This is a genomic window from Dapis purpurea BLCC-M126 (assembly GCF_050015975.1).
In the GTDB taxonomy this organism is placed as follows: Bacteria; Cyanobacteriota; Cyanobacteriia; order Cyanobacteriales; family Microcoleaceae; genus Trichodesmium.
This window is the reverse complement of sequence record NZ_JBNHER010000009.1, coordinates 37,660-62,045: the sequence shown is the minus strand read 5'-3', so window position 1 is coordinate 62,045 and position 24,386 is coordinate 37,660. Positions and strand designations below refer to the sequence as shown.

The 24,386-nt window shown below is 33.8% G+C and carries 19 protein-coding genes; 12 read left to right on the top strand and 7 right to left on the bottom strand.

Translation table 11 applies throughout. The annotated features are described in order from the left end of the window. Nucleotides 1-21: 21 nt before the first annotated feature. The gene (locus tag ACP6PL_RS02385) at nt 22-414 is read right to left on the bottom strand and encodes a response regulator (RefSeq protein ID WP_426542147.1); all 393 of its coding nucleotides are present in this window, start codon (nt 412-414) and stop codon (nt 22-24) included. A 435-nt stretch (nt 415-849) separates the two neighbouring features. Here ACP6PL_RS02385 and ACP6PL_RS02380 point away from each other — a divergent pair, with 435 nt between their 5' ends. Then, nucleotides 850-2,661 (top strand): sodium:solute symporter family protein, encoded by a 1,812-nt coding sequence (locus ACP6PL_RS02380; RefSeq protein ID WP_426542145.1) that lies wholly within the window; start codon nt 850-852, stop codon nt 2,659-2,661. A 36-nt stretch (nt 2,662-2,697) separates the two neighbouring features. Here ACP6PL_RS02380 and ACP6PL_RS02375 read toward each other — a convergent pair whose 3' ends face one another. Next, complete coding sequence (locus ACP6PL_RS02375) at nt 2,698-2,835, bottom strand: hypothetical protein (RefSeq protein WP_426542143.1); 138 nt, start codon at nt 2,833-2,835, stop codon at nt 2,698-2,700. Nucleotides 2,836-3,157: 322 nt separating this feature from the next. On the opposite strand from ACP6PL_RS02375, the gene ACP6PL_RS02370 reads away from it, so the two are divergent. The 6 genes from ACP6PL_RS02370 to malQ all read left to right on the top strand — a co-directional run bounded on the left by ACP6PL_RS02370 (nt 3,158) and on the right by malQ (nt 10,961). After that, nucleotides 3,158-4,123: an alpha/beta hydrolase gene (locus ACP6PL_RS02370; protein ID WP_426542141.1), complete on the top strand. Its 966-nt coding sequence runs from the start codon at nt 3,158-3,160 to the stop codon at nt 4,121-4,123. A gap of 124 nt (nt 4,124-4,247) precedes the next feature. After that, the gene (locus ACP6PL_RS02365; RefSeq protein WP_426542139.1) at nt 4,248-4,430 is read left to right on the top strand and encodes a hypothetical protein; all 183 of its coding nucleotides are present in this window, start codon (nt 4,248-4,250) and stop codon (nt 4,428-4,430) included. 112 nt (nt 4,431-4,542) lie between these two features. After that, nucleotides 4,543-4,686 carry a hypothetical protein gene (locus tag ACP6PL_RS02360; RefSeq protein ID WP_426542137.1) on the top strand — a complete coding sequence of 48 codons (144 nt, stop codon included), beginning with the start codon at nt 4,543-4,545 and terminating at the stop codon, nt 4,684-4,686. 347 nt (nt 4,687-5,033) lie between these two features. Further along, nucleotides 5,034-5,783: a hypothetical protein gene (locus ACP6PL_RS02355; protein ID WP_426542135.1), complete on the top strand. Its 750-nt coding sequence runs from the start codon at nt 5,034-5,036 to the stop codon at nt 5,781-5,783. Between the two features lie 1,219 nt (nt 5,784-7,002). Further along, entirely contained in the window at nt 7,003-7,926 is a 924-nt protein-coding gene (locus tag ACP6PL_RS02350; RefSeq protein WP_426542133.1) for a bestrophin family protein, read from the top strand. A gap of 1,520 nt (nt 7,927-9,446) precedes the next feature. After that, nucleotides 9,447-10,961: a 4-alpha-glucanotransferase gene (gene malQ, locus ACP6PL_RS02345; RefSeq protein ID WP_426542131.1), complete on the top strand. Its 1,515-nt coding sequence runs from the start codon at nt 9,447-9,449 to the stop codon at nt 10,959-10,961. Nucleotides 10,962-11,026: 65 nt separating this feature from the next. On the opposite strand, the gene ACP6PL_RS02340 is transcribed toward malQ, so the two are convergent. Further along, the gene (locus ACP6PL_RS02340; protein WP_426542129.1) at nt 11,027-11,917 is read right to left on the bottom strand and encodes a helix-turn-helix domain-containing protein; all 891 of its coding nucleotides are present in this window, start codon (nt 11,915-11,917) and stop codon (nt 11,027-11,029) included. Nucleotides 11,918-12,680: 763 nt separating this feature from the next. Then, nucleotides 12,681-13,445, bottom strand: a complete 765-nt coding sequence (locus ACP6PL_RS02335; RefSeq protein ID WP_426542127.1) for a pseudouridine synthase — start codon at nt 13,443-13,445, stop codon at nt 12,681-12,683. 538 nt (nt 13,446-13,983) lie between these two features. On the opposite strand from ACP6PL_RS02335, the gene ACP6PL_RS02330 reads away from it, so the two are divergent. After that, nucleotides 13,984-14,760 carry an LmeA family phospholipid-binding protein gene (locus ACP6PL_RS02330; RefSeq protein ID WP_426542125.1) on the top strand — a complete coding sequence of 259 codons (777 nt, stop codon included), beginning with the start codon at nt 13,984-13,986 and terminating at the stop codon, nt 14,758-14,760. A gap of 235 nt (nt 14,761-14,995) precedes the next feature. Here ACP6PL_RS02330 and ACP6PL_RS02325 read toward each other — a convergent pair whose 3' ends face one another. The 3 genes from ACP6PL_RS02325 to ACP6PL_RS02315 form a co-directional block, all read right to left on the bottom strand. After that, nucleotides 14,996-15,877, bottom strand: a complete 882-nt coding sequence (locus ACP6PL_RS02325; RefSeq protein WP_426542123.1) for a phosphatidate cytidylyltransferase — start codon at nt 15,875-15,877, stop codon at nt 14,996-14,998. Between the two features lie 844 nt (nt 15,878-16,721). Next, nucleotides 16,722-17,324 carry a precorrin-6Y C5,15-methyltransferase subunit CbiT gene (gene cbiT, locus ACP6PL_RS02320; protein ID WP_426542121.1) on the bottom strand — a complete coding sequence of 201 codons (603 nt, stop codon included), beginning with the start codon at nt 17,322-17,324 and terminating at the stop codon, nt 16,722-16,724. Nucleotides 17,325-17,590: 266 nt separating this feature from the next. After that, a complete protein-coding gene (locus ACP6PL_RS02315) occupies nt 17,591-19,165 on the bottom strand; it encodes an aminotransferase class I/II-fold pyridoxal phosphate-dependent enzyme (RefSeq protein WP_426542119.1) in 1,575 nt (524 codons plus the stop codon). A 650-nt stretch (nt 19,166-19,815) separates the two neighbouring features. Between ACP6PL_RS02315 and ychF the strand changes: the two genes are divergently transcribed. The 4 genes from ychF to ACP6PL_RS02295 all read left to right on the top strand — a co-directional run bounded on the left by ychF (nt 19,816) and on the right by ACP6PL_RS02295 (nt 24,340). Next, nucleotides 19,816-20,907 (top strand): redox-regulated ATPase YchF, encoded by a 1,092-nt coding sequence (gene ychF, locus ACP6PL_RS02310; RefSeq protein WP_426542117.1) that lies wholly within the window; start codon nt 19,816-19,818, stop codon nt 20,905-20,907. A 158-nt stretch (nt 20,908-21,065) separates the two neighbouring features. Beyond that, a complete protein-coding gene (locus ACP6PL_RS02305) occupies nt 21,066-21,431 on the top strand; it encodes a phage holin family protein (protein ID WP_426542115.1) in 366 nt (121 codons plus the stop codon). Nucleotides 21,432-22,570: 1,139 nt separating this feature from the next. Then, nucleotides 22,571-23,986, top strand: coding sequence for an adenylate/guanylate cyclase domain-containing protein (locus tag ACP6PL_RS02300; RefSeq protein ID WP_426542113.1), 1,416 nt, complete (start codon nt 22,571-22,573; stop codon nt 23,984-23,986). A gap of 150 nt (nt 23,987-24,136) precedes the next feature. Further along, on the top strand, nt 24,137-24,340 hold the full coding sequence (locus ACP6PL_RS02295; RefSeq protein WP_426542111.1) for a hypothetical protein: 204 nt from the start codon (nt 24,137-24,139) through the stop codon (nt 24,338-24,340). Nucleotides 24,341-24,386: the final 46 nt, after the last annotated feature.

The following is a 24,386-nucleotide window of genomic DNA, read 5'->3' as shown; positions in this document are numbered from 1 at the left end:
AATGCTATTTAAATTAGAGTTTTAGTTCAGTTTACCAATCAACTCTAAATTTAAAAATTTTTCTTTAAGTTTAGCAAAATCAATTGGTTTAACTAAATATTCATTTGCACCTGATTGTTTAGCTAATTTGTAGTTTTCATCATAACCATGAGCAGTTAGAATAAATACATTTATATTAGGATCTTTCTCTTTAATTTTTTTCAGTAGTTCTAAACCTTTCATTTCAGGTAAATTAATATCAGATATTACTAAATCTATGGCTGGATTTTCCTGGGATTCGAGGTATGACAATGCTTTCTCGGCTGAAATAGCAAAAACAAATTCTATCTGGCCAACTTTAACTTCTTTTTTAAATTTTCGACTAAATAAATATTGGGTGTCTAGCTCATCGTCTACAACCATTATTCTTTTCATTTTTCTCCCTTGAGTATTAATTTGTTATTTCATTTGGTACAAATAATAATACTATCTTCTTATTTGTCTGTTTCTATTGATTTTTGGAAATTTATGTGTATAACAATACTATCATAAGTTAGTTAATCTTTACAAATCACTTCCTGTTCCTAGTAAAGAGAAAAAATAGATGAAAAATTTCTCAATACTACTAACTATAGAACTTTGGTAAAACTCCTTGCTTCAGATATATATTTCACTAAAGTAGATTAAACCAATATCAACCATGGATCAAAAAATTACCTTTCGGTTGATACTGCTGGGACAAAATATTCTAATATAAATATTCGGTAGAAAAAGCAAATTTTAATCATACCATGACGTGGTATTCTTAAACTTGGAACTATCTATATAAAATACTAAACTATACAGATATTACTTGTTAACAACAAATTTATGCAACTAATTGATTGGCTAATTGTTTTACTATACCTCATTTTAACTATGTGGATGGGGCTATATCTATCTCGCAAAGGTGCAAAAAGTTTAGCAGACTTTTTTGTTTCTGGGCGATCGCTTCCTTGGTGGTTAGCAGGTACAAGTATGGCAGCTACAACTTTTTCGATAGATACTCCTCTCTATATTACAGGAGTTGTGGCTAACCGAGGAATAGCTGGTAATTGGGAATGGTGGATTTTTGCTATTTCTCATGTAATTATGATTTATATTTTTGCTAGAATGTGGCGACGTTCCGAAGTGATTACTGATGCAGAATTAACTGAACTTCGTTACGGGGGAAATATAGCGGCTATTCTCCGAGGGGTGAAAGCCTTTATCTTTGCTATTCCTATGAATTGTATTGCTATTGGCTATGCTATGTTAGCTATGGTTAAAGTTGTCGAAGCTTTGGAAATTTGGCAAAGTTTAGGTATTGATGCTAGTGAAAATAATCTCAAATTATTCAGTGTTATTGGTGTAAGTATATTTGTCTTAATTTATGCTGGTTTATCTGGTTTATGGGGAGTAGTTGCTACGGATTTTTTCCAATTTTTTCTAGCACTATTTGGAGCAATTATTGTGGCGTTTTTTGCTGTTAATAGTGTGGGTGGAATTCAAGAATTAATTACTAAAGTTCCTGAAGTAATGCCAGACAAAGATATTTTATCTCTTTCACCTTTAACTATAGGTGGAGATGGGAATTATTGGATTGGTTTTAGCAAAACAGCAGGCATAACTGCTAGTACATTTTTTGCTTATATTGCTCTTCAATGGTGGTCTTGGCGACGCAGTGATGGAGGCGGAGAATTTGTACAAAGATTTGCTGCGGCTAAAAATGAAAAAGAAGCAGAAAAAGCAGCTTGGTTATTTAACATAATGCACTATGTTATTAGAACTTGGCCTTGGATTTTAGTTGCCTTAGCATCGATTGTAATTTATCCTAATTTAGAAGACAAAGAATTGGGTTATCCCAAATTAATGATTGATTTTCTTTCCCCAGGAATTTTAGGCTTAGTTGTTGCCTCTTTAGTCGCAGCATTTATGAGTACAGTTTCTACTTCTATTAACTGGGGTGCTTCTTTTATTACTAACGATTTATATAGAAGATTTATTAAACCTGATGCTACTCAAGCACAATTAGTTTTAGTAGGGCGACTTTCTTCGGTATTAGTAACAATTTTAGGAGGTATTGCTGCATTTTTTGCTAAAGATGTGGCGACAGTATTTAGGTTAGTAATAGCTATCGGCACAGGTTCGGGATTAGTATTAATTTTACGTTGGTTTTGGTGGCGGGTAAATGCAGCAGCAGAATTAACTGCCATTGTCGCTAGTTTTTTTGTGGGGATGGCAACCAGTTTAGTTCCCGCTTTCAAAATAGAAGATTTTGGTTTGCGAATTATCTTTATTACTGTAACTGTCACAGTTTTGTGGGTGGTAGCAATGTTTGTCGCACCACAAGAGTCTGATACAACTTTAGAAGAATTTTATCGGCGATCGCTCCCTGGCGGCCCTGGTTGGCAAAGGCAAAGAGCAGCAACTGGTTTAGCTCCTGCACAAAATTTGGGTAAGGATTTACAAAGAGTTTTGGCATCTATATTATTATTGTTTGGGGCATTGTTGGCGACTGGTGGTTTCCTCTTACTCAAGCCAAATATTGGTTGGATATTCCTTATTATTGCTGTTTTTAGTGGGATATGGTTGCGACAACTCAATAAATCTAAAATTTTACCCATGCCAAGACCAGGGTTAGATGATGACGATTTGTTGTAAATGACTTAAATGAGATCAATCAAGAAAATTAAAATTTTAACCTTCTGCTTTAAGCCGGAGGGGTAGTCCTGCATGGTAATAGTGAGGATATATATTTTTTAATTTCTCCCACACTCCCCATCTTCCCATCTCCTCATCTCCCAACACTCGCGGTGCTTCCTTTTCCATTACCATGCATCACCACCAGCCGGATGTACTAATAACTCATAACAGCTAGTGCCGCTACGCGGAACTCAGAAGTCAGAACTCAGAAGTCAGAAGTATTGATTAGTAAGACTTTTAGGATTTTGTAATTGGTCAGTTATTTCCGCCATTCTGCACTAGGGACTTACCGAAAAATTAAGGTTTAAAGCCTCTCCTTTATAAGGAGAAATAAGAAAAAATTTTCTTTTTATTCAATCCTCTTCCTAAAAGGAAGAGATAATTATCAATTATTGAACTACTGCCTATAGTTTATTTGGATTGATTTTACAAACAGTTTCTCAGGAGTTTTCCAATGACTAATGATTACACAATTCCCACGACAATTTCCCCACAAGCACAGGAAGCATTAAAAGAGTTTTCATTGGAGGGAGATACTATTCCTGCTCCTGACGATCTCGATAGTTGGAAAAAATTATGGCAGGAGAAGGAAGAAAGTAAAAAAGAGGATAATGCAAAGGTTGTTGATCATTACAAACCAGTTATTGAAGAGAGAAAATTAGATGGTGTACCTGTTCTGGATATCAAACCCAAAAACTGGCAAGACAATGGCAAAGTTCTTGTTTATACTCATGGAGGTGGCTACGTTTTATTTAGTGCTGCATCTACCCTGATCAGTTCGGTACCTGTTGCCGATACCACAAAATTACGGGTGGTGTCTGTTAACTATACTGTAGCTCCCTTTGCTAAATGGGATGAGGTTACAGATCAGGTCATTCAGGTAATTAAAGAATTAATAACAGAAGGTTATAACCTTAATAATATAGCGATTTATGGAGATTCTGCTGGGGGTGGACTAGCTGCTGGAACGGTACTAAAAATGCGTGACTATGGTTTAGGAATGCCTGCTACAGTCGTGCTTTGGTCGCCTTGGTCAGATATTACGGAAACAGGTGATACTTATGCTACTCTCAAAAATCACGACCCAATAATATTGAAATCCTACTCCTTGACTAACATAGCTAATGCTTACGCCGATCCTGCCGATCAGAAAAATCCTTACGTTTCTCCTGTTTATGGGGACTATAGCAAAGGTTTTCCGCCAACCTTGATTCAGGTTGGGACAAAAGAAATTTTCTTGAGTAATTCTGTTCGTCATTATCAAGCTCTCGATCAGGCAAACATATTAGTTAAGTTAGATCCGTATGAGGGAATGTGGCACGTCTTTCAAGAAATTAACTGGGAGTTGCCAGAATCAGAGCTAGCGCGACAAAAGATGGCTGTTTTTCTAGCAGAGCATCTGAACTATAAATACTATTAGAACTCCAAAACTTGTAAGTCTTGCTAAAATCAAATTCATATAAGTAGACTTTCCATGCAAGAATTATAGAAGTTCTGTGGAACATCTCTACAGGTAAATTTCAGTTTGAGACTTAAAAATAACTATGCAAATTTTTCGTCAATATATTGCTCCATTAATCGTAGTAATCATATTTTTAATTGCTATGGTAGCAGTCAGCGCTCGTATATTTTTACCAGGAGATTTAGCAGCACCAGCTCCCACAGAGGAATTAAGTTATCCTCAAGAGGAAGCAATTTTATCTACTCCTGACGTTAGTTTATCCTAATACCAGTAGATATCTGTCCAAAAAAATCTAGGGATTTTCACGGATGTTCCATGAAACTTCCCTAGAAAGGTTTCGGCAAAGGTTGATGTAATTTATTGAGATGTCGGTAGCGATGCAGTTAATACCAGGTTATAAACTCTATAAGGGTTCCGGTATAGACAGGGCAATGCTAGTTAAATTTATGAATCTCACTTATCAAGAACTTTTACCAGACCAAGATTTTAGTCATCTAGCCAAAACTACGGACGTCATCTAATACTAAATTTGGTTAAACAGTTATAGATTAGTTAAGTCTTTAGGACTCAGGACTCAGGACTTAGGAGCAGAGAGACAAAAATTTAGTAGTTATGATGATTGGAGGCTTTTTTTATGTCCAATCAAACAAATATGATATAAGAAAAAAGAAGATCAAGCTAGTTAAATCCATCCTAAAACTTTCAACCATGTTCAGAGTAGAAATTTTGTATACAATATTTATTCTTGAACAAGACAATACAATAGCATTTTATTTATTTTTTCTGCCTTATTCCTTCAAATTGGTATAATTATGAAGTTGGGATAAAAAAATAAAAATTTTTATATGTTTTAATTTTAAGACAAATCATGCTAATTATTTTCCGCATAAAACTTTTATTAATAGCACTTATTTCATTACTAATTTTTCTCTACATTCCTAATTTTACACTTCAGGAAGTTTCGGCTCAATTTTTTCCATCACCTCAAATAATACCCTTAGATGCTAATTTCAATAATTCGAGTATTTATTCTTTTGTTCAATCAGGATTTAATTATACTCAACAACTTTACGGTAAACCCAGAATACCAGTAAAAAAATTAAATTTAAACTTAAATACAACTCCGTTAACTTCAATTAACAATGCGAATCAAGGTAAATTTACTATATACTTAAGTCGTAAACCATCTGAATATGCTTTTCACGGTCAATTAGCTCACGAAATATTTCACCTATTAAATGCACAATTACTTGACTGCTATGCAGAGGGTTTAGCTACTGTTTTTGCTGAGAAAATGTTAACCCGTAATAACTTAAATTGGAGTGGGTGGGAACAATATTTTCAAGCAGGTTCCGAACCATTCTACGGCTTAACTTACTCCATGATGAATGAAGTTAGTGACACAGCAGGTTCAGCAAATATGAATGGTTTATTGAATTTTGCTGTATATAATGACCCTAGTCAAAGGTGGATGCACATTGATATTGATGGATGGCTATCTTCAATGTCCGATAGTGTCAAAATTGAGGTAGAAAAAATTATTAATAAACATATTACTCCAGTTAAACAAGTAGTTGAATCAAATAATCAGATGTACAGTTGTTTTAAACCAAGTTAAATAATTTTTTATAGCAATTTAATTGCTATGGATAATTTCAATTATCAGTTATAGGATAATATACACTAACGAGCTGATAATTATATAAAAAGTGATTTATTCCTACTAATTATATAGAATCTGGTTCATTAATTGATAATGGATAATTACCTCTTTCACAATGGATAATAAACAATGGATAATGGATAATTAGAGTTGTTGCTAAATAGCAGGAAAAAATCGCTCAAACTTAGACAGAGCAGCTCTTTAGCAGCTTTGGCTGCTGCCGATAGCTACAATCTTTACAGAAGAAGGTTTTTGGGAATTTTTTAAGTTAGAAAGCGACAACTCTATTATTTTTGAGTATAATTATAAATTATTCATTGGTAATTACTTATTTTATCGTGTTCGGAGTCAAGAGTCAGAAGTCAAGACTTAGGAGAAAGAAAGGATTTGAACTATTGAATTTTTAGATTCGTATTCAATCTTTAAGAGAAAGTAATTTTGCGATTACTGTATAATCGTATTTTATATTAAGTGTTATAATAGATAGATTATTGGTGATTGCTATGAGAGATTAAAGCAGTCAGAAAATAGACTTAAATATAGACAATTCAAGAATTGAGAATTGAGAATTGAGAATTGAGAATGACCTCTCCTGGAAAAGAAGAGGATTGACGAACAGGAAAATTTTGATTTATTATCCCCTTAAAAGGGGAGGCTTTAAAACACAATATTTCGGTAAAACCTTTTACCTTGAAATGGTATAAGTGTTGATACCATTTCTCTATGAAGTTCCACTGAATAAAAAATTACAATCCTCAGTACAATTAAGGTCATCTTCAGAATTATTAAGCACATTGTTACCGAAAAATTAAGGTATAATACCAATTACCATGCATTAATGCTATATTTAGGTAACAGTTCAATTACCCAGTAATTAACAGCGACTTTTTAACTTTTTTGATAATTACAATATTTTTTGAAATAGCGATCGCTACTAGTGCAGGATGACGGAAATAAGTGACCAGTAACAAAATACTCAAAGCCTTACCAATCAAAACTTCTGAATTCTGAATTCTGAATTCTGACTTCCGCGTAGCGGTACTCGGTAGTTGTTTGTGGTAATATTTTCATAGTTATTACTTCTATCTTAACTTTGAAAATAGAAGCAACTACAACTTAGGAAAAAAATCCTGATTAATCCTATTTTTTATTTCCTTTCATTGAAAAAATAACTATGATTTTTTATAACAAAAGCTGGCTCAAATTACTGCTAACGTTACGAGGTTCTGTCATACCTCAAGTTTGGCGACGGGTACTAGTTGCAATGATTTTTTCTTTAATAATTACTATCATTTATCAGAGTGGATTAACTTGGATACATCAGCCAACTTTAGTTAGTTTAATTCCTAGTGTCGTATTGGGTTTATTATTAGTTTTTAGAACTAATACATCCTATGACAGATTTTGGGAAGGACGAAAAGTTTTTGGAGGAATAATAATTTCCTGTCGGTCTTTGTCAAGGCAAATATGGGTAAATATTCCTGAAAAAACTCCAGCAGATACAGAAAAAAAAAAGGCAGCAATACTACTTTTAGCAGGATTTTTGATCGGTACAAAACTACACTTAAGGAATGAAAATGTAGATAAAAAACTTCAGTCAATTATTAGCGAAAGTCAATATTTAGAATTAAAAGAAGTTAATCATATTCCTCTGAGAATAGCTAAATGGATTGGAGATTATTTCCGCGAAGCATACGACCTTAATTATATAGATAGTATTCAGCTTTCTACCTATAATCAAATCTTAGACTGTATGGTAAAAGATGAAACTGCCTGTGAAAGAATTTTAAATACACCTATCCCGCTAGCTTATGCAATTCACATAAAACATTTATTATTATTTTATTGCTTTGCTTTACCCTTTCAAATGGTAGCTCAATTATCTTGGATGACTATTCCTGCTGTGGGAGTAATTAGCTTTGCTCTATTAGGAATTGAAGCAATAGGACTAGAAATAGAAAATCCTTTTGGTTACGATCCTAATGATTTACCTTTAGATAAGATGTGTGATCGACTTTTGTTAGACTTTGAAGAATTACTTACTTCTGACTCTCGAAAAGAATATTTAGTTGATCGAGATATACCCACATCAAATTAGTCAAAGTCAAAAAAATTAGCAGTAGAAAATGATTATTTTAGAGATTTAAGGTAAGAGCTCATAGACAATAAGATGCAGCTATTTTTCTATAGAAGCCATTTGGCATCTATATTAACAAATTACAACTTCAATAGCTATCTGGGTTTGACGATTCTGGCAGTCATTTTTCGGAATTTTTCGGTCTCCTGAACCCCTATAGTTGTTAAACTCCCTAAAACGGCTTTCCAAAAAGCTTTGTATTTGAAGAAAAGATACGCTTAGGGGTTCTATATAAAGGAGGATTAAAATTCAGCATTGAAACTATAGACTCGTTGCTGAATAAAAACTATAAAATTATGATTAGATGAAGCGATATGGCTGACGACACTATCCACGATCGCTTAGAACATAAACTCCAATTTAATTTTGATCCTAAATATTAGCAGAATACTTAAAAGTGATAGGTTATCAAGGGCAACTACAGGATTAAATAGAAAAAAATTTTCCATAATTAGGAAAATATGAGGTGTAAGAAAAGATATTTCCATAGGTTAAAACTAAAAAATATATATGAATTTATCAATAGTTTTCACTAAGTAAAAGAAGTGAGAGAAAGACAAACTTCTAGACCACAAAACCAGAAAAAAAAATCAAACTACTCAGGAAAAAATAAAATATATTAAGATAAAAAGCTTGACACCAGCTTCAAAAAATTAGTTTTGAGTCGTAGTATAGCAATTCCCAAAAAGCTTTAGTTACGGACATTTATTTGCTTTACGCAACAGGCAACAGGAAAGTAAAGATAAAATAAAAGAGTTTCTCATGCTTACTGATAAACTCTATACCAATAGCAAAAAACACAATAATAAAATACATAATTGTAAAAATATAATCGGTGGAAGACTAGATAAAATTCCTCTTATGGTAAATTTAGGATTTATAGGTATTCAAATTCATTTACTTCATAAAAAGCCAAAAAGAGGAAAATTAACCATAATATACAAAAAGTAAAATCAAGAATTATCACTGGAAATAGTTATTCGTGAAAAAGCTTTTACTGAGGTAAAAAAATATAATGCAGTTACTAATATTTAGAGGAATCATACAGCTAATTTTGATTATAAATAGATGTTAACTGCTTGTAGATTATAAAATTTAAATTTAGATGTAGGATAATAATTAATATTAGGATGGGAAAAAGGTACAAGTGAGAATTATAATCAATCTAGCTTTTTTTTGATTGCGCAATAAGTCTTATATATCTTAAAATATTTAGAGAAAGGCAAGACCTTAATAACCAACAGAGAACTGAAAATATAAAATCTAAATGCCTTTAAGCTTTGAAGATATTTTTGAGTATAAGTACCCTCAGACAATTAATAATTGATTAATAATTGAAGGATTTTTAATTAGATTACAAACATGATAGAAAACTCAACAAAATTTTAACTATCAAAAAATACTCTCTCCATCGTAAAATTAATTCTAGGCTGGCGCATAATGCCAGCAATTTTTTTGATTAATATTTTCTAGGTTTAATTATGCCACTTTCAAGAGCTAGCGGTATTTTACTGCATCCAACTTCTTTTCCCAGTCGCTTTGGAATTGGTGACTTAGGCCAGGAAGCATACAATTTTGTCAATTTTTTGAAAGACAGTGGACAGCAAATTTGGCAAGTTCTACCATTAGGACCAACAGGTTTTGGCAATTCTCCCTATTTAGCTTATTCGGCAATGGCAGGAAACCCTTTGCTAATTAGTCCAGATAAACTGAAAGATAAAGGACTGCTTGCTGATGAGGACCTATCTAACTTACCAGAATTTCCCAGCGATCGGATAGATTTTGATTTAGTGGCCCAAATTAAGGGTTCTCTGCTGAAAACTGCCTACCAAAACTTTCAAAAAAACGCTTCCGAAGAAGAACAAGAAGCATTCGAGGAATTATGCACCAGTAAAGCTTTTTGGTTAGATGATTATGCTTTTTATATGGCTTTGAGAGAGGCTAACGAAGGAGCTAGTTGGCATACTTGGGATGAGGATATTGCCAATCGTCAACCCGCAGCATTAGCAGAATGGCAACAACGTCTAGCTGATGAAATTCAATACCATAAATTTGTTCAGTTTGAGTTCTTCCAGCAATGGGATGAGCTGAAAAATTATGCTAATGAACAAGGAATCAAAATCTTTGGCGACGTGCCTATATATGTTGCCCATGATAGTGCTGATGTTTGGGCACATCCTGAAATATTTTGTCTAGATGCAGAAACAGGTGAAGCGTCTTTGATGGCAGGTGTTCCTCCAGATTATTTTAGTGAAACTGGGCAACTATGGGGTAACCCAGTTTATCAATGGGATAGATTGGAACAGGACAATTTTCTGTGGTGGGTGCAACGTATTCAATCTATGCTCAATAAAGTTGATTGGATTAGGATTGACCACTTTCGAGGTTTAAGTGCTTATTGGGCAGTCCCCCAGGGCGAAACTACAGCTATAAATGGTGAATGGGTTGAGGCTCCCGGCGACGCTTTGTTTGAAACTATTAATGAAAAGTTAGGTACATTACCAATTATTGCTGAGGATTTAGGGATTATTACTCCTGATGTGGAAGAGTTGCGGGATAAGTTTGAATTTCCAGGTATGAAAATTCTACATTTTGCTTTTGACTCAGGTGGTGGTAATCCCTATTTACCCTACAATTATAATTCTCCCAATTGGATTGTTTATACTGGTACTCACGATAATAATACTACTGTGGGCTGGTTTAATAACCGTTCCGATGAAGAAAAGGAACGAGTTTATCGTTTTCTTGGTGGTAGTTGGGGTAATGGCATTCATTGGGATTTAATTCGTTTGGCTATGTCTTCTGTGGCTTATATGGCAATTGTTCCTCTACAAGATATTTTAGGGTTGGGGGAAGAAGCTATTATGAATCAGCCTGGTGTTGCTGAAGGTAATTGGAGCTGGCGTTACCAATCAGGAATGTTAACCTCAGAGGTAAGCGATCGCCTTAAAGAGGTGACAGACATTTATGGCCGTACCCCAGCAAATCAGGATTAATCTGAAAAGAAATAATACTGTTGAATTTTTAACATTATTGAAATGTCACCCTGAAGGAAAAGATCTTATTTAGACTGGGAAATTTGGGTATTAGTAGGAGTAAAAACGACTTCTTTTACTTCACCTGGTTTTCCCAGTTGCATATTTTGTCCGTTATTAATAGGTATTAGTATTCCACCAGCATTTCCTGCAAAGAAAACAAGTTGTTTTTGGGCTGACCAAGTTTTCTGAGTACCTTGAGTTAAAGTTCCTTCAAATGCTATTTTTCCATCTATCTCTATTGATACCCAGGATTCTTCTTTGACGATTACACTCAGCACTACAGGTTGTTTCTCTGGCTTTTGTGCTGTAGTTTTGTCTGAATATTTCTCCTCAGTTTTGGTATTTACCGGAGATACCTGAGCTGAGAAATCTCTCTGATTTTCTGGTTGATATTGTTGTTTCTCAGAGTTAGTAATTCCCTTTTCTCTGGCTAATATATCAGATCCACTAATTACATAAGGTAACAAACGAACTGATAACATAACAACCAATACATATAGGAAGTAAAGATGATATGGTCGTAGCTGAAACATTGATATATTCGGGAGAGATTTTCTGCTAATTTTTTGAGTTTTTGCAGTGGGAAATAAGTTTGCTAGTTCCTCTCCATCTAATCCCATAGCATCTGCATATCGCTTAATCATACCTTGAATATAAACTGGCTCTGGCAGTTGTTCTAAATTACCTTCTTCTATTGCTTCTAGTAAATTAATTCTAATCATTGTAACTACTGCCACTCTTTCTAAACAAATCGAATGTTTATCTCTAAACATTTTTAACTTATACCCTATATTTTTTAATGCCTGAATTTGTTCTTCTTCAAAAGATAATTCTTTCCTTTGATTCAAACGTTTTTTTAAGGGTACAAAAGAAAAACTTTTTTTCAGGTTTTTGATTGCTGTCAAATTCACCATTGCTTTAACTTATTTTATTATATAAATTATAATTTATCTTGTTTTGAGAGTTATCCTTGTTGGAAAAAGTTTGGTTACAAATTACTAGGCAAGGATTTAGCTATTAACGGTCAGCTTTTAGGTGTTTCATAAATAATGAATATACATTTACAGTGGTCAAGGTCAGTTTTTTCCTATACTTTTAATTATCCTTAAATATCTTAATACTAATCTCTGCTTATCAGAGAATGAATTAATAGTTAATCACTGAAGTTCTCAGTTCCTCTATAAGAGGGTAGCTGATGGCTTTTTACTTGCATTACTAGGAGTTGTGATTCAGAATTGATTATTGAGAATACATAGAATCTAAACTTTTATTTTGGGCATTTATTATGTATTTTTTGTCTATGGGCATCTATTTAAGTTTCTTAGATACAAAGGATAGACTTTATTTTTAATCAAAGAGATATTTGAGATAAAGTATTTTAATTACTACTATAGTTTGTAACATTATTTAATTGATTTTGTATGACTTGATTTTAGCAAAAATATGATTTATTTTGCCGTTTTTATTTAAGAAAAATTTACTTTTATGACTCCTAAATATATTGATAATAGGATTGAAAAAAAAGTTTTGCAAACAAAATATATTTTGATTAAGGCAGCAAGATTAACCTAGCACAAAGTATAAAATAATTTAGAAATATGATTTGGATGTTTAATTGTTTGAGCAACTCAGTTAAAACTTTTAAAAATCATATTTGTTTGTCATAAAAGAAAGTTTTTAGTTGAATTTAGATTTGATAATTTGGTCATCCAAAAAGTCGATTTCAAAATCTGTTAACGGTCGATAATGGCCAATAGGTAAAACTGACTCTCCAGGTAACTGCAACTTAATTTGACCAATTGCAGTACGGTGTAGTTTGAGTACAGGATGTCCCAATTTTTCTGCAACTCGACGAATCTGGCGATTTCTACCTTCGGAAATAACCACTTCTAAAAGAGTTTGAGAGCCATTAGATTCTTTTAAGACTTTAACGTGAGCTGGCAAAGTTTTTTTACCAGATAAAATAATACCTTGACGCCACAATTTTAAGGTTGATTCCTGGGGATGACCTTCTACCCAGACTTGATAGGTTTTGGGAAGACAATGTTTGGGATGGGTTAAACCATAAGTTACCCGACCATCATTTGTGAGGAGTAACGCCCCTGTAGAATCTGCATCTAAACGTCCTACAGGATGAATACCTTTTCCATTTTGCAGTTCTGTACTTAAGATATCTAAAACTTTACTACGTTTACTAGGTTCCGAACAAGTTGAAATTACTCCCATAGGTTTATTAAGCAATAAATATATGGATTCGGGCCGATTTTCTGGTCTGATGGGCAAACCATCTACTTCAATTTTGTCCAACTCTGGTTTAGCCTTTTCACCTAATTGGACAACTTTACCATTAACCTTTACTCGTCCAGCTATAATCATTTGTTCAGCTTGACGCCGAGAGGCTATTCCCCACTGAGATAATATTTTTTGTAATCTTTCATCCATACTCTTGATTTGATCGCTTTTAATAATCAGATTACCAGTAAAAAATTATTCTGAATTCAGAATAAAAGCAATATGGTAATTTGATTTTAATTGTCTGATATAGTATTTCTCAAATAGGTAAGATACAAAGTTTTTGTCTTTTTTCCCAAAAAGAATAGGGAACAGAGAATATAAAAAAATAGTCTACCTCATTAAATATGATAAACTCTACATTCGGGGAAGTAGGAGTCATAATTAATAGTAGTTTCATGTCATTTTACCGATTAATTAATTTATGACAACCCATTATTTTCGATGGCTATTATGAGCAGTTGATGTCCGATGTGTAAAAAAAATCAAAATAGAGAAAAAGTTTGAAACTATTATCGTTCTTGCTTAATTCTGCATATATTTTCTACACAACTTTGCCGAGGATGACTATATTTACCGAATTGGATATTTACCCCTAGCCTAAATCTGTAAAATCTGCTAGTTTATATATTTCCTATCTCTGGAAATAATTACAAAACTAAGTATACTAATCCTCGTGGTGCCTTTGATGAATAAAAAATTACCAGAACTGCATCAAACTTCTGATTCTGATGTTGCTCTTCAGAGTCAAGAGCAAATATCAACTAAAAGAAAGAGTAGAATTGTTAGTAGATTTCTGTCTCCTGCTTTGCAATTTTGGTTAAAATCCCAATTAGAGCAGGTAGAAAAATTAAAAGTTCATATTGAAGGTGGCGATCGCCAAATTATTACAGGTAAAATTCCTCAAGTTTCTGTTGCTGTTTCTAATGTAATTTTTCGAGGGTTACATTTAACTGAGGTAAAGTTATCTGCTAGTGGAATTCGGATTAATATTGGTCAAATCATCAAGGGTAAGCCATTAAAAATATTAGAATCTTTTCCTATATCTGGTCAGATTAAATTGCTAGAATCTGACTTTAATGCTAGTCTACGATCTCCTCTCTTAGCTGAGGCTATTATTGAGTTTTTAATTCCACTATTACAACCAGATATTATAGCAGACCTAGATCAACCTATTAGCTTGCATGACCAGAAAGCTGAAATATCTACAGGTTATCTAAGTTTCTTTGCTAATATTCTGTCTAAATCTGATGCCAAGATTCCTTTAAATTTACATACTGATTTTAAACTTGCTAGTAGTTGTGAATTGTTGCTAGAAAATTTGAATCTTCAAGTTTCACAAAAGCCTAGTAATTGCTTTTCAGATAATATCAAAGTTGACTTAGGCTCCGATGTTGAAATACATGAATTAACATTAGATTCTAGTCAACTTATTTGTGGAGGTAGTTTGATAGTTAATCCCTAAATTACAGCAGTTTCGGAGTTAGTGAGGTACAAAGTTTTATCACTTTGATAAATAGAGAATAGAGATTCGTCTTGAGCTGTACCTCATACGCCATACGCCCTAATAATTGCTGTAAATTATAGAAATTATTAGGTGTGAGTGAGGTATAAAATTCTAGGTTTGAGGGAACACCTGAACTCAGAGCAAAAAAGAATAAAAATAAATTTACCTCACAATGACTAACCAACACCACATACTAATTTGAAATTTTAAGGACTGGCAAAAGTAAAGTTAAAAAATAATATATAAGGGGTGCGGTAAAAACATAACTGTCAGTGCGGTCAAGAATTCCTCCATGTCCTGGTATTAGTTGTCCAGAATCTTTAACACCTGCATCTCGTTTCATCATCGATTCAGTTAAGTCTCCAAGCAGACTAGCAATACCTACTATTAAACCAAGGGCAGCACCTGTCCAAGGTGAACCAGGCAAATCTAAGTACCAAAAACCTATTGTAGAGACTCCTACACTACCTAAAACTCCAAATACTGCACCTTCAACAGTCTTTTTCGGGCTTATTTCTGAAAGTCTAATTCTACCAAAGAACTTTCCTACAAAATAAGCTCCTATATCAGCCGCCCATATACAGCAAAAACCAAGTAGAGTAAATGTTAAGCTCGAAGGCCAACTCAAAGGGTCTATCCATGAAATATGCTCATAGTTTTCTAAAGTTATTTGGGATGTTTGTAATGGAGCTTCAAGTCCAACTCTGAGTCTTATCCAATAGCTAGGTAGATATCCACAATAAAATAGACCTAAGATTGATGATGCGATGTCAGCGATAGTTGCTAATTTTGGTTGAAATAGTAGATAAAAACAAATTATGGTTCCTGCTAGTGTAAATATGGCATCTACTAGGTTAGGATTTAGAGCTGCTACTATTATCATTATCTGACTTAGTGCTAAAGTAGTTTTGGCCGCTGGTGCAATACCTTTAGCACGGGCTAGTTGAAAATATTCGAGTTGCCCTAGGTAAACTATGATTCCTATACCTACTGTAAACCACCATCCCCCAAAAATAATCATTCCCAGAGCTACGGCGATCGCTACAAATCCACTAATTATTCGAGACAAAGACATAATATTGCTAACTTAAACCTTAAATATAAATTTTTGTTTGATCAAAAATTGCAGCGCCTAATTTAATATCCTAATAATTTAATAGCTATTATATCATGTCCGTTTAAATACTTATCAAAAAATTACCATAGGGAAGAGTTGAAAGGGGAAAAAGGAACGGGAAGATCAAGAAGGATAAGAAGAAGGTAGGAATTTAGGAACAGGGATTGAATGGGGGTGAATATTAATAATTCATATCTGGATTATGCAACCCCCTTAATATGTAATTACGAATTTTAGTAGGTAGTTCAAGAATTGAGAATTAAGAATTGAGAATTGAGAATTACCTCTCCTTGAAAACGGATAGGATTGACGAACAGGAAAATTTTTATTTATTATCCCCTTAAAAGGGGAGGCTTTAAACCACAATATTTCGGTAAAATTAAATATCAAATGATTTTTGAGAGAGAACACCGGAAAATAGTAACTATGGTTTGCACTCAAAAGTCTTATGGGTGAGGGTAGGAGTCAGGAGACAACCCACCCCTAACCCAACCCACCCCCGCCCCTCCCAGGAGGGGAACTGGGAGGGGAAGACAGAAGACAGGAGGAGTAAGGAATTTAGAGAAGGCAGTCGGAAGAATTATCCCTCAATTTCTCTGTCCAAATCTTGCTGTTAATACTAACTTTTTGAGGCTTTTCAACTCAAAGCTAGGGCACTTTTTCCAGACTTAAAAATGCCAAAAGCAATATCAGTAAACACTTTCATTCTTGTGAGCGCCAACCCTAACTATGGATAGTAATTAAACAATTTCTCTCAGCCCTACTTAGTTGATTTTTGTTTAATTTGAAGGTAAATAACAAATTAATTTATTTTTTCTCCACTCAAAATAAATATAGGATTAATTGCTGCGAAGGTTTGATGTATTCCTCTCGTCTCAAGACGATTTACTGCCGACTGCACTACCTCTACATTCCTCACTTGCAAATCAGCAAAACTTTCAGAAACAGCATAAAGACTTTCTAGATTAGCAGCCGTGGCAATGACTCGACCTTGTGGTAATAATCTTTTCCAAACTTCTTGCAGTATAACTTTGATATAACGACCTCCCCCTATACAGACACGGCTAGGTGCATCGGTTAAACTATCAAGACATTCAGGAGCATTACCTTCAACTACTGTGACATTTTCTACTCCAAAGCGGTCACAATTTCTCCGAATTAAATTTGCTACTTCTTGATCTCTTTCTATGGCAATAACTCGACCTTGAGGACATATCAAGCCGATTTCTACAGATATGGTTCCTGTTCCTGCACCAATGTCCCATACTACTGAATCTGATTGTAATCGTAAATAAGATATTAATAGTAAGCGGACTTCTCGCTTACTCATGGGAATACCGGGTAAACGTTCAAATAAGTCATCTGGGATACCTGGAGTAACATAAGGCCAAAGTTGGGAAGGCATAGAAAATTATTTTTGTAGCAATAAATAAGGAAGGATTTATATCCTCTCAACTCTAAAACTAGGCTAGGTTGTGGGATTCCTAAAAGTCACTATATGTCTAAACATTACATATACATATACATATACATATACATAGCACTATAGTTTTTTTAACTACACCTAGATATTAATATATCCTTCAATTTAGTTAATTTGAGTTTTTACTCGTCAACTAAGCGTGATGTAATATCCCTTCAATTAATCTCAGGTTTGATAAATGGTCAAAACTAAAATCTAGATACTTTGATAGTTTTAAGAGTAGGGTCACTACATCCTGTTATTATGCCACCTAATCCTAGGACTTGTTCAAGTATCTGAATATGCTTTTCTGTAATAATTTCACCAGGTATTAATACTGGAATCCCAGGTGGATAGGGACAAATTAATTCGGCACTAATATGTCCTATCGATTTTTCTATGGGAAAACAATTCTTATCAGCAAAAAAAGCATCTCTAGGAGAAACTGGTATGGAAAAATCAATCAGCTCCAGGTCAAATTTTTTCCTGTCATCGGTAGGTAGTTCAACCCTACCCCGATAACTTAAACTGACCAAAGCTGTTACTAATTGATCAATATCTGCCTTTGTATTTCCTAGAGAAATAATAAATGTCAGATGTTGGAAACTAGGCAATTCACAGGTGACTCCTAATTCGTGATGCAAAATTTCATCAGCTTCATACCCACTCAACCCAATATTGGAGACTTTAATAGTTAATCTAGTTTGATCAAGGGCAATAAATCCTGGGTTAGAATAATTCTCAATTGGGGAATTGGGAATAGAAAATATTGCTCCTGATTCCCAACTCCCTTCTTCCCCATGATTCGTTAATGAGTCTGAGTCTCCTGCTGAAGGGGTCAAATTTTCTCCTTGCTTGTCAAATACAGAAAAATTTGGCAGTTGACTAATTCTGTTTCTAGCATCATTAGCTAATTGTATGGTTTGGCTCATTAGTTCTTGACCAAACAAAGCCATTTGTTGACGGGCAGCATCGAGAGATGCCAAAAGTAAATAATTTGGACTGCTTGACTGTAACATCTGTAAAGCTTGGTTGAGTCGAGCTGAGTCTATGCGTTTGCTGCCCAAATGCAGCATTGATGCTTGAGTCATTGCCCCTAAGACTTTATGAATCGACTGTACTGTTAAATCTGCTCCACCTACTAATGCTGGTGTGGGTAACTCTGAATGAAAGGCAAAATGTGGACCGTGAGCTTCATCTACTAAAAGAGGGATATTATATTTATGGACTTGTTGGGCGATCGCTGTAATATCTCCACAAACACCATGATAGGTGGGATAAACTATCATTACAGCTTTAGCATCAGGATATTTTGCTAAGGTTTGGGCAATAGATTTAGGAGTGACACTTAAGGGAATGTCTTCATTTGACTCATAGTCTGGATGGATAAAAATTGGAATTGCTCCAGATAAAATTAGTCCAGAAATTATTGATTGATGGATATTCCGAGGTAAAATTATTTTGTCCCCATTTCCACAAGTAGCTAGAATTCCAGCTATAATTCCTGTAGTGGAACCATTAACTAGAAATTTAGTTTCTAATGCGCCAAAGGTTTCTGCTGCTAATTTTTGAGCTTCCTGAATTACACCATTGGGAGTAAACAAGTTATCTAGTTCTGGTAACTCTGGTAAATCTGCAGGAAATACTTTTGTTCCTAATAAATCAGTGAGTGGCTGTGCAATTCCTTTTCCTTGTTTGTGTCCTGGTGTGTAGAAAGGAGCATGGTTTTTTTGGGTAAGATTTTTAAGGGTTTCAATTATTGGTGCTTTAGTTTGGTCAAACATTCAAATTTTCCTATAATACCTATTCTTAAACAAGACAGGCAAAATAATTCTTTCAGTTTATTTATTTAGTTGCTGATAATGCTCTGCATAGCTGTTGTAATCGGCTTCACTATTAAATAATAAATACTTGAGATTATTAAATTTTTATTTTCATAAACAGTTTTTCTAAACTGCAAAATTTACCGAAAATCAAGGTATAAATCCTCTCAATTCATGGAGAAAAAGCGGTCGTTAGCGGAGCTTCCCGAAGGGTGGGATGGCGAGGTTTCGCGCTCTTGCAGCGTTCCGCTTTTCATATCGGCGACAGCCGTTAACGCGCGTTGTGCGCTAGCTAAACGCCATATCCAATCGACCAAGAAAAGAAAAAAATTTCCTTTAGTCTAATCCTCTTCTTTTTTATAAGAAGAGGTAATTATTAATTGTTAATTATCAATTATTGAAGGCCGATCTACCTAGCTTTTGCTAATTTAACAACAAAGGCAAAGTATATTTTTTTATTTTTTAATTCCTGATTTTAAGTGAAACTTGAGGTTAGAAATCAAGATTCTTCTTTCCTTCTGCTATCCTTATTAGATATGCAGTTGTATAGTAACCCTATCTGTAATTTCTTTAAATTTTAACTTTTAAATTTTAATTTTTGACTTAAATTTATGCTCAGAGCTGGAATTGTCGGACTACCCAACGTAGGAAAATCTACCCTATTTAATGCTTTAGTTGCTAATGCCAAGGCAGAAGCTGCTAACTTCCCATTTTGCACAATTGAACCGAATGTTGGTGTGGTGGCAGTGCCAGATGAGCGGTTAAACGTGCTAACTAAAATTTCTAATTCTGCCCAAACTATTCCTACTAGAATTGAATTTGTTGATATTGCTGGTTTAGTCAAGGGTGCAAGTAAAGGAGAAGGTTTAGGTAATCAATTTTTATCTAATATTCGAGAGGTTGATGCCATTGTTCAAGTAGTTCGTTGTTTTGATAGTGAGGATATTATTCATGTCTCTGGTTCCGTCGATCCAGTACGAGATATTGAGGTAATTAATTTAGAATTAGCTTTGTCCGATCTAGCTCAGGTTGAACGACGAATTGAACGGACGAAAAAACAAGCTCGTACCAGTAAAGATGCTCAAGCAGAATTAGAAATTTTAGAAAAATTAGAGACTATTTTAAATGAAGGTAAGTCAGTGAGAATGGCTGGTTTAAATGAAGACGAATCTTTCCTAATTAAGCCTTTAAATCTGTTAACTTCTAAACCCATAATTTATGCTGCTAATGTGTCAGAAGATGACTTGGCTAGTGGGAATGATTGGGTTGAAAAAGTCCGCAATATTGCTGCTGTGGAAAATGCTCAAGTTGTGATAATTTCAGCTCAGGTAGAATCAGAATTAATTGAGTTACCAGAGGAAGAAAGAGCTGATTATTTAGAATCTTTGGGAGTAGAAGAAGGTGGGTTAAAATCTCTAATTAAGGCAACTTATGAATTATTGGGATTGCGTACTTATTTTACTACTGGAGAGAAAGAAACTAAGGCTTGGACAATTAAGGCTGGAATGTTAGCTCCTCAAGCTGCTGGTGTAATTCATACAGATTTTGAACGTGGTTTTATTCGAGCAGAAACAATTGCTTATAACGATTTAGTAGGTAGTGGTTCAATGACTGCTGCGAAGGAGAAAGGTTTGCTGAGGAGTGAAGGTAAGGATTATCTTGTCAAGGAAGGGGATGTTATGCTCTTCCGATTTAATGTTTAGATTTTTGTTAAATAATGCAGTCAGCAGTCAGCAAGATTATTTTTTTTAAGTTAGCGTTTGTCCAGCATTCCGGAACGGAAAAGGGATTTTAGCCAGAGCGGCTAAAAGCTGATAGTTGAATGTTAAAAGTTGACAGCTAGTTAATTAAGGAGAAAAAAATGAGTATTATAGAACTTTTGATTCTTTGGTTTGTTACTGCTGTGAGTTTATTTCTTATTTCTAAGTTGCCCACAGGAGTAGAAATTGATGATTTTAAAATCGCGTTAACTTCTTCGGCAGTTTTTGGGTTGTTAAATGCTCTTGTTCGTCCGGTTTTAGTTGCTATAGCTTTGCCTATTAAGATTGTTCTTTCGAGTTTTATTTTTACTCTACTTCTAAATATGGCTATCTTTGGTTTAGCTGCTTGGTTTGTCAGTGGATTTCGCTTACGTTGGGGATTTTGGAGTGCCCTAATTGGTGCTGTAGCACTGGGTTTTATTAACTCTTTTCTTTATGAGTTACTTAACCGAGTAGTAGTAAGTTAGACCAAAGTTTATATTGTCAATAGTTTCTGTTTTTGTGTGCCTTGAAAACTGATATCTAGTCAATTTTTTTTGCTGGATATCAGTTTTATTTTTGGATTTTTATGATGTGTAGCTAAAGAGCTGTAGCAGTTAAAAATGTTGTGATACAAAATTAGGTTGGTTAATATAGATTTATAATTTTCTCCTCTTCCAAGTAATATCTTTATCCTTCTTTTTCAGCTATTTTTATGCCTATAAAATTTCTAAGTACTACTTTGAAAAAAGAATGCTAGGAAAAGGTAGCTCTCGATCGGATGTGCTGAAAAATAGCTGCTCCAATTCATTTTAGATAGTTATATCTATCGTTTTTACTTTTTTTTGAATGTTTATCCATTCTTCCTTCTTCCTTCTTCCTTATTTCTACCATTTGTAGCAAACGTTTATAAAATTGGTATAAGCACCACTAAAACCTAGAACTTTCTATCTCACAAATCTGAGAATTTTTATATCAATTATTATTAATTTGTTAAAAATTATTGAAAATTCAAAAAATAAAATTTAAAAACTAGATAGCCTTGATAATTTCCTAATCTTTTTCTGGAATGCTATAAAATATAATAAGCTGTTGAAAATTTAAAGTCTTTGTGTCAAATCTCGAAGAGGGAAAATAGAACCGTTAACTAGGAAGAGAAAATATACAATCTGAATGCCTTCTATATAGTGAAACTCAATTCAAGAGTCATGCATCGAGTGAGTAATTCTGAGGTCTACATTTCATGTAGAAAAACTCCGAAACATAATTTAAGAGATACTCAAGACATTCAAAAATCATAGTTTAAGATTGAATTCACTAAAACATTTAAATTATAGTAATTTTAGCCAATAATTAAACTAAGTTTTATCAGATTACTTGTCACATTATTGAAGTTAATTAGCATTAGCTAATATCAAATCCGGTAGCATTGGTATAATTAGATAGTTAATGAGGAGTCAGGATTCAGGAGGGAAAAGAATTGAGAAAGATTTACTAATTGGGTGAAGATGAAACCTTTTTTTATACCTAATTAAGGGTATTTGGTATAATTCATCGTATTTGAGTTTTTTTATTTGAGGGTGAGTGGTGCAAGCTTTTAGTAAAATTCCCACCAAATAAATTTTATATGTTTCCTAAAATTTCCAGATTATTTTGTTCTTTTAGAGCACGTTTATCCAGAAAAATAGTCTTGTGGATATTTGCCAGTATAGTAGTAATTGAAACTTTAATTTTAATTCCATCTTATAAGCGGCGGGAAGAGGAATTACTTTACCAACTAGAAGATGTTTCTGGAGCAATTTTTAATTCTATTGTACGTTTAACTCAAACCAGCATGATGTCTGATGGCATCTTTCAGATGAAGGTAAAAACATTAACAGAAGATTCTGTAATTTTGGGAGTCAGAATCTATGATTCTAAAGGAGAATTAATTGAAACTATTGGTGAAGCTCCAGAAATAGATTTTTCTCATCTTGGGGACAACAATATTCTCCGTGTTAGAAGTCAAGATGGTAAACGATATGATGTGGCATTATCCGCAGATTATTTAGGAATTAATTACACATTAATTGCTCGTCACGATGCTTCTAAAATTCAACAAGAATTATATGGTTATATTGGCAGAATTACAGTGCTTGTAATAGTTATCTCTGCTTTCGTAACTTTGGTAACAATGGAAGTATTAGGAGTCACATTAATTGATCCTATTTTGAAGTTAAGAGATGACTTAATTGCTGCTGGAGAAGCTTTGAGTAAAAATGGCGACCGAGTGAAATTTTATTCTGTTTCTGTTCAGCGTCAGGATGAATTGGGAGAGGTAATGATAGCTTTTAATCAAATGTTTGAGCGAGTCTCCACAGAAATTGACCGACGTCAAAAAGCAGAAGAAGTCTTATATGCTGAACAAGAAAAATCAGAAAGATTGTTGTTAAATATTTTGCCAAAAACTATTGCAGAAAAATTAAAGGAAGGGCAGAAAGATATTGCTGATGGTTTTGCAGAAGTTACTATTTTATTTGCTGACTTAGTAGGGTTTACTGAGCTATCAGAAAATATTAATCCTTCACAATTAGTTGATTTGCTAAATGAAATATTTTCTTGCTTTGATGAGTTGACTGATAGATATTGTTTGGAAAAAATTAAAACTATTGGAGATGCTTATATGGTGGTTGGAGGTTTACCAGAACCAAGGGTAGATCATGCTGAGGCAATTGCTAAAATGGCTTTGGATATGCAGGCAGCAATTGCTTATTTTAATCAAAAAAATAATATGCAACTTAGTATTAGAACGGGAATTAATACTGGTCCTGTTATTGCTGGTGTTATTGGTAGGAAAAAGTTTATTTATGACCTCTGGGGTGATGCAGTTAATACTGCAAGTCGCATGGAATCTCATGGTGAACCTGATAAGATTCAAGTTACAAAATCAACCTACGATCATTTAAAAGGTAAATATATATTTGAGTCAAGAGGAAGTATTATGATTAAGGGCAAGGGAAAAATGAATACATATTTTTTAGTTGATAGAAATAATCATGGATAAATTGTTTAAATTCAATTATTAGTGAACAAAAAAACATTGAAGATTAAACACAAGTATGGTAGAGTCTATCAAATAATGATTAAGTTCTGAGCTGGATAACTTAAAAAGGTTATCTAGTATAAAATTACTAAGTTAACAGAGGAAAATTGTGTGGAAAATACTATAAATTGTGCAGAAGCTTGTGTAAATGGGTGCGTTTTAGGCGATGGTTGTCCTAACAAGGAATATGCACAAGAAATATCAAAGTTTATTGATAATACTTCTTTAGATAAAATGCTAGAAATGGCTGAAGAAGCAGTGATGAAAAAAAGAATGGCTCCTCCTAAATGGGTTATTCCTGAATTTCCTGAGTAACCAACAAAATGAATATTTTTTAGCACTACTGAAACGATAAAACTAT

What these genes read in the sequence shown, in the direction of transcription:
- ACP6PL_RS02385 (WP_426542147.1), bottom strand. Translation starts at nt 414, where the DNA reads ATGAAAAGAATAATGGTTGTAGACGATGAGCTAGACACCCAATATTTA.
- ACP6PL_RS02380 (WP_426542145.1), top strand. Translation starts at nt 850, where the DNA reads ATGCAACTAATTGATTGGCTAATTGTTTTACTATACCTCATTTTAACT.
- ACP6PL_RS02375 (WP_426542143.1), bottom strand. Translation starts at nt 2,835, where the DNA reads ATGGTAATGGAAAAGGAAGCACCGCGAGTGTTGGGAGATGAGGAGATG.
- ACP6PL_RS02370 (WP_426542141.1), top strand. Translation starts at nt 3,158, where the DNA reads ATGACTAATGATTACACAATTCCCACGACAATTTCCCCACAAGCACAG.
- ACP6PL_RS02365 (WP_426542139.1), top strand. Translation starts at nt 4,248, where the DNA reads ATGCAAATTTTTCGTCAATATATTGCTCCATTAATCGTAGTAATCATA.
- ACP6PL_RS02360 (WP_426542137.1), top strand. Translation starts at nt 4,543, where the DNA reads ATGCAGTTAATACCAGGTTATAAACTCTATAAGGGTTCCGGTATAGAC.
- ACP6PL_RS02355 (WP_426542135.1), top strand. Translation starts at nt 5,034, where the DNA reads ATGCTAATTATTTTCCGCATAAAACTTTTATTAATAGCACTTATTTCA.
- ACP6PL_RS02350 (WP_426542133.1), top strand. Translation starts at nt 7,003, where the DNA reads ATGATTTTTTATAACAAAAGCTGGCTCAAATTACTGCTAACGTTACGA.
- malQ (WP_426542131.1), top strand. Translation starts at nt 9,447, where the DNA reads ATGCCACTTTCAAGAGCTAGCGGTATTTTACTGCATCCAACTTCTTTT.
- ACP6PL_RS02340 (WP_426542129.1), bottom strand. Translation starts at nt 11,917, where the DNA reads ATGGTGAATTTGACAGCAATCAAAAACCTGAAAAAAAGTTTTTCTTTT.
- ACP6PL_RS02335 (WP_426542127.1), bottom strand. Translation starts at nt 13,445, where the DNA reads ATGGATGAAAGATTACAAAAAATATTATCTCAGTGGGGAATAGCCTCT.
- ACP6PL_RS02330 (WP_426542125.1), top strand. Translation starts at nt 13,984, where the DNA reads ATGAATAAAAAATTACCAGAACTGCATCAAACTTCTGATTCTGATGTT.
- ACP6PL_RS02325 (WP_426542123.1), bottom strand. Translation starts at nt 15,877, where the DNA reads ATGTCTTTGTCTCGAATAATTAGTGGATTTGTAGCGATCGCCGTAGCT.
- cbiT (WP_426542121.1), bottom strand. Translation starts at nt 17,324, where the DNA reads ATGCCTTCCCAACTTTGGCCTTATGTTACTCCAGGTATCCCAGATGAC.
- ACP6PL_RS02315 (WP_426542119.1), bottom strand. Translation starts at nt 19,165, where the DNA reads ATGTTTGACCAAACTAAAGCACCAATAATTGAAACCCTTAAAAATCTT.
- ychF (WP_426542117.1), top strand. Translation starts at nt 19,816, where the DNA reads ATGCTCAGAGCTGGAATTGTCGGACTACCCAACGTAGGAAAATCTACC.
- ACP6PL_RS02305 (WP_426542115.1), top strand. Translation starts at nt 21,066, where the DNA reads ATGAGTATTATAGAACTTTTGATTCTTTGGTTTGTTACTGCTGTGAGT.
- ACP6PL_RS02300 (WP_426542113.1), top strand. Translation starts at nt 22,571, where the DNA reads ATGTTTCCTAAAATTTCCAGATTATTTTGTTCTTTTAGAGCACGTTTA.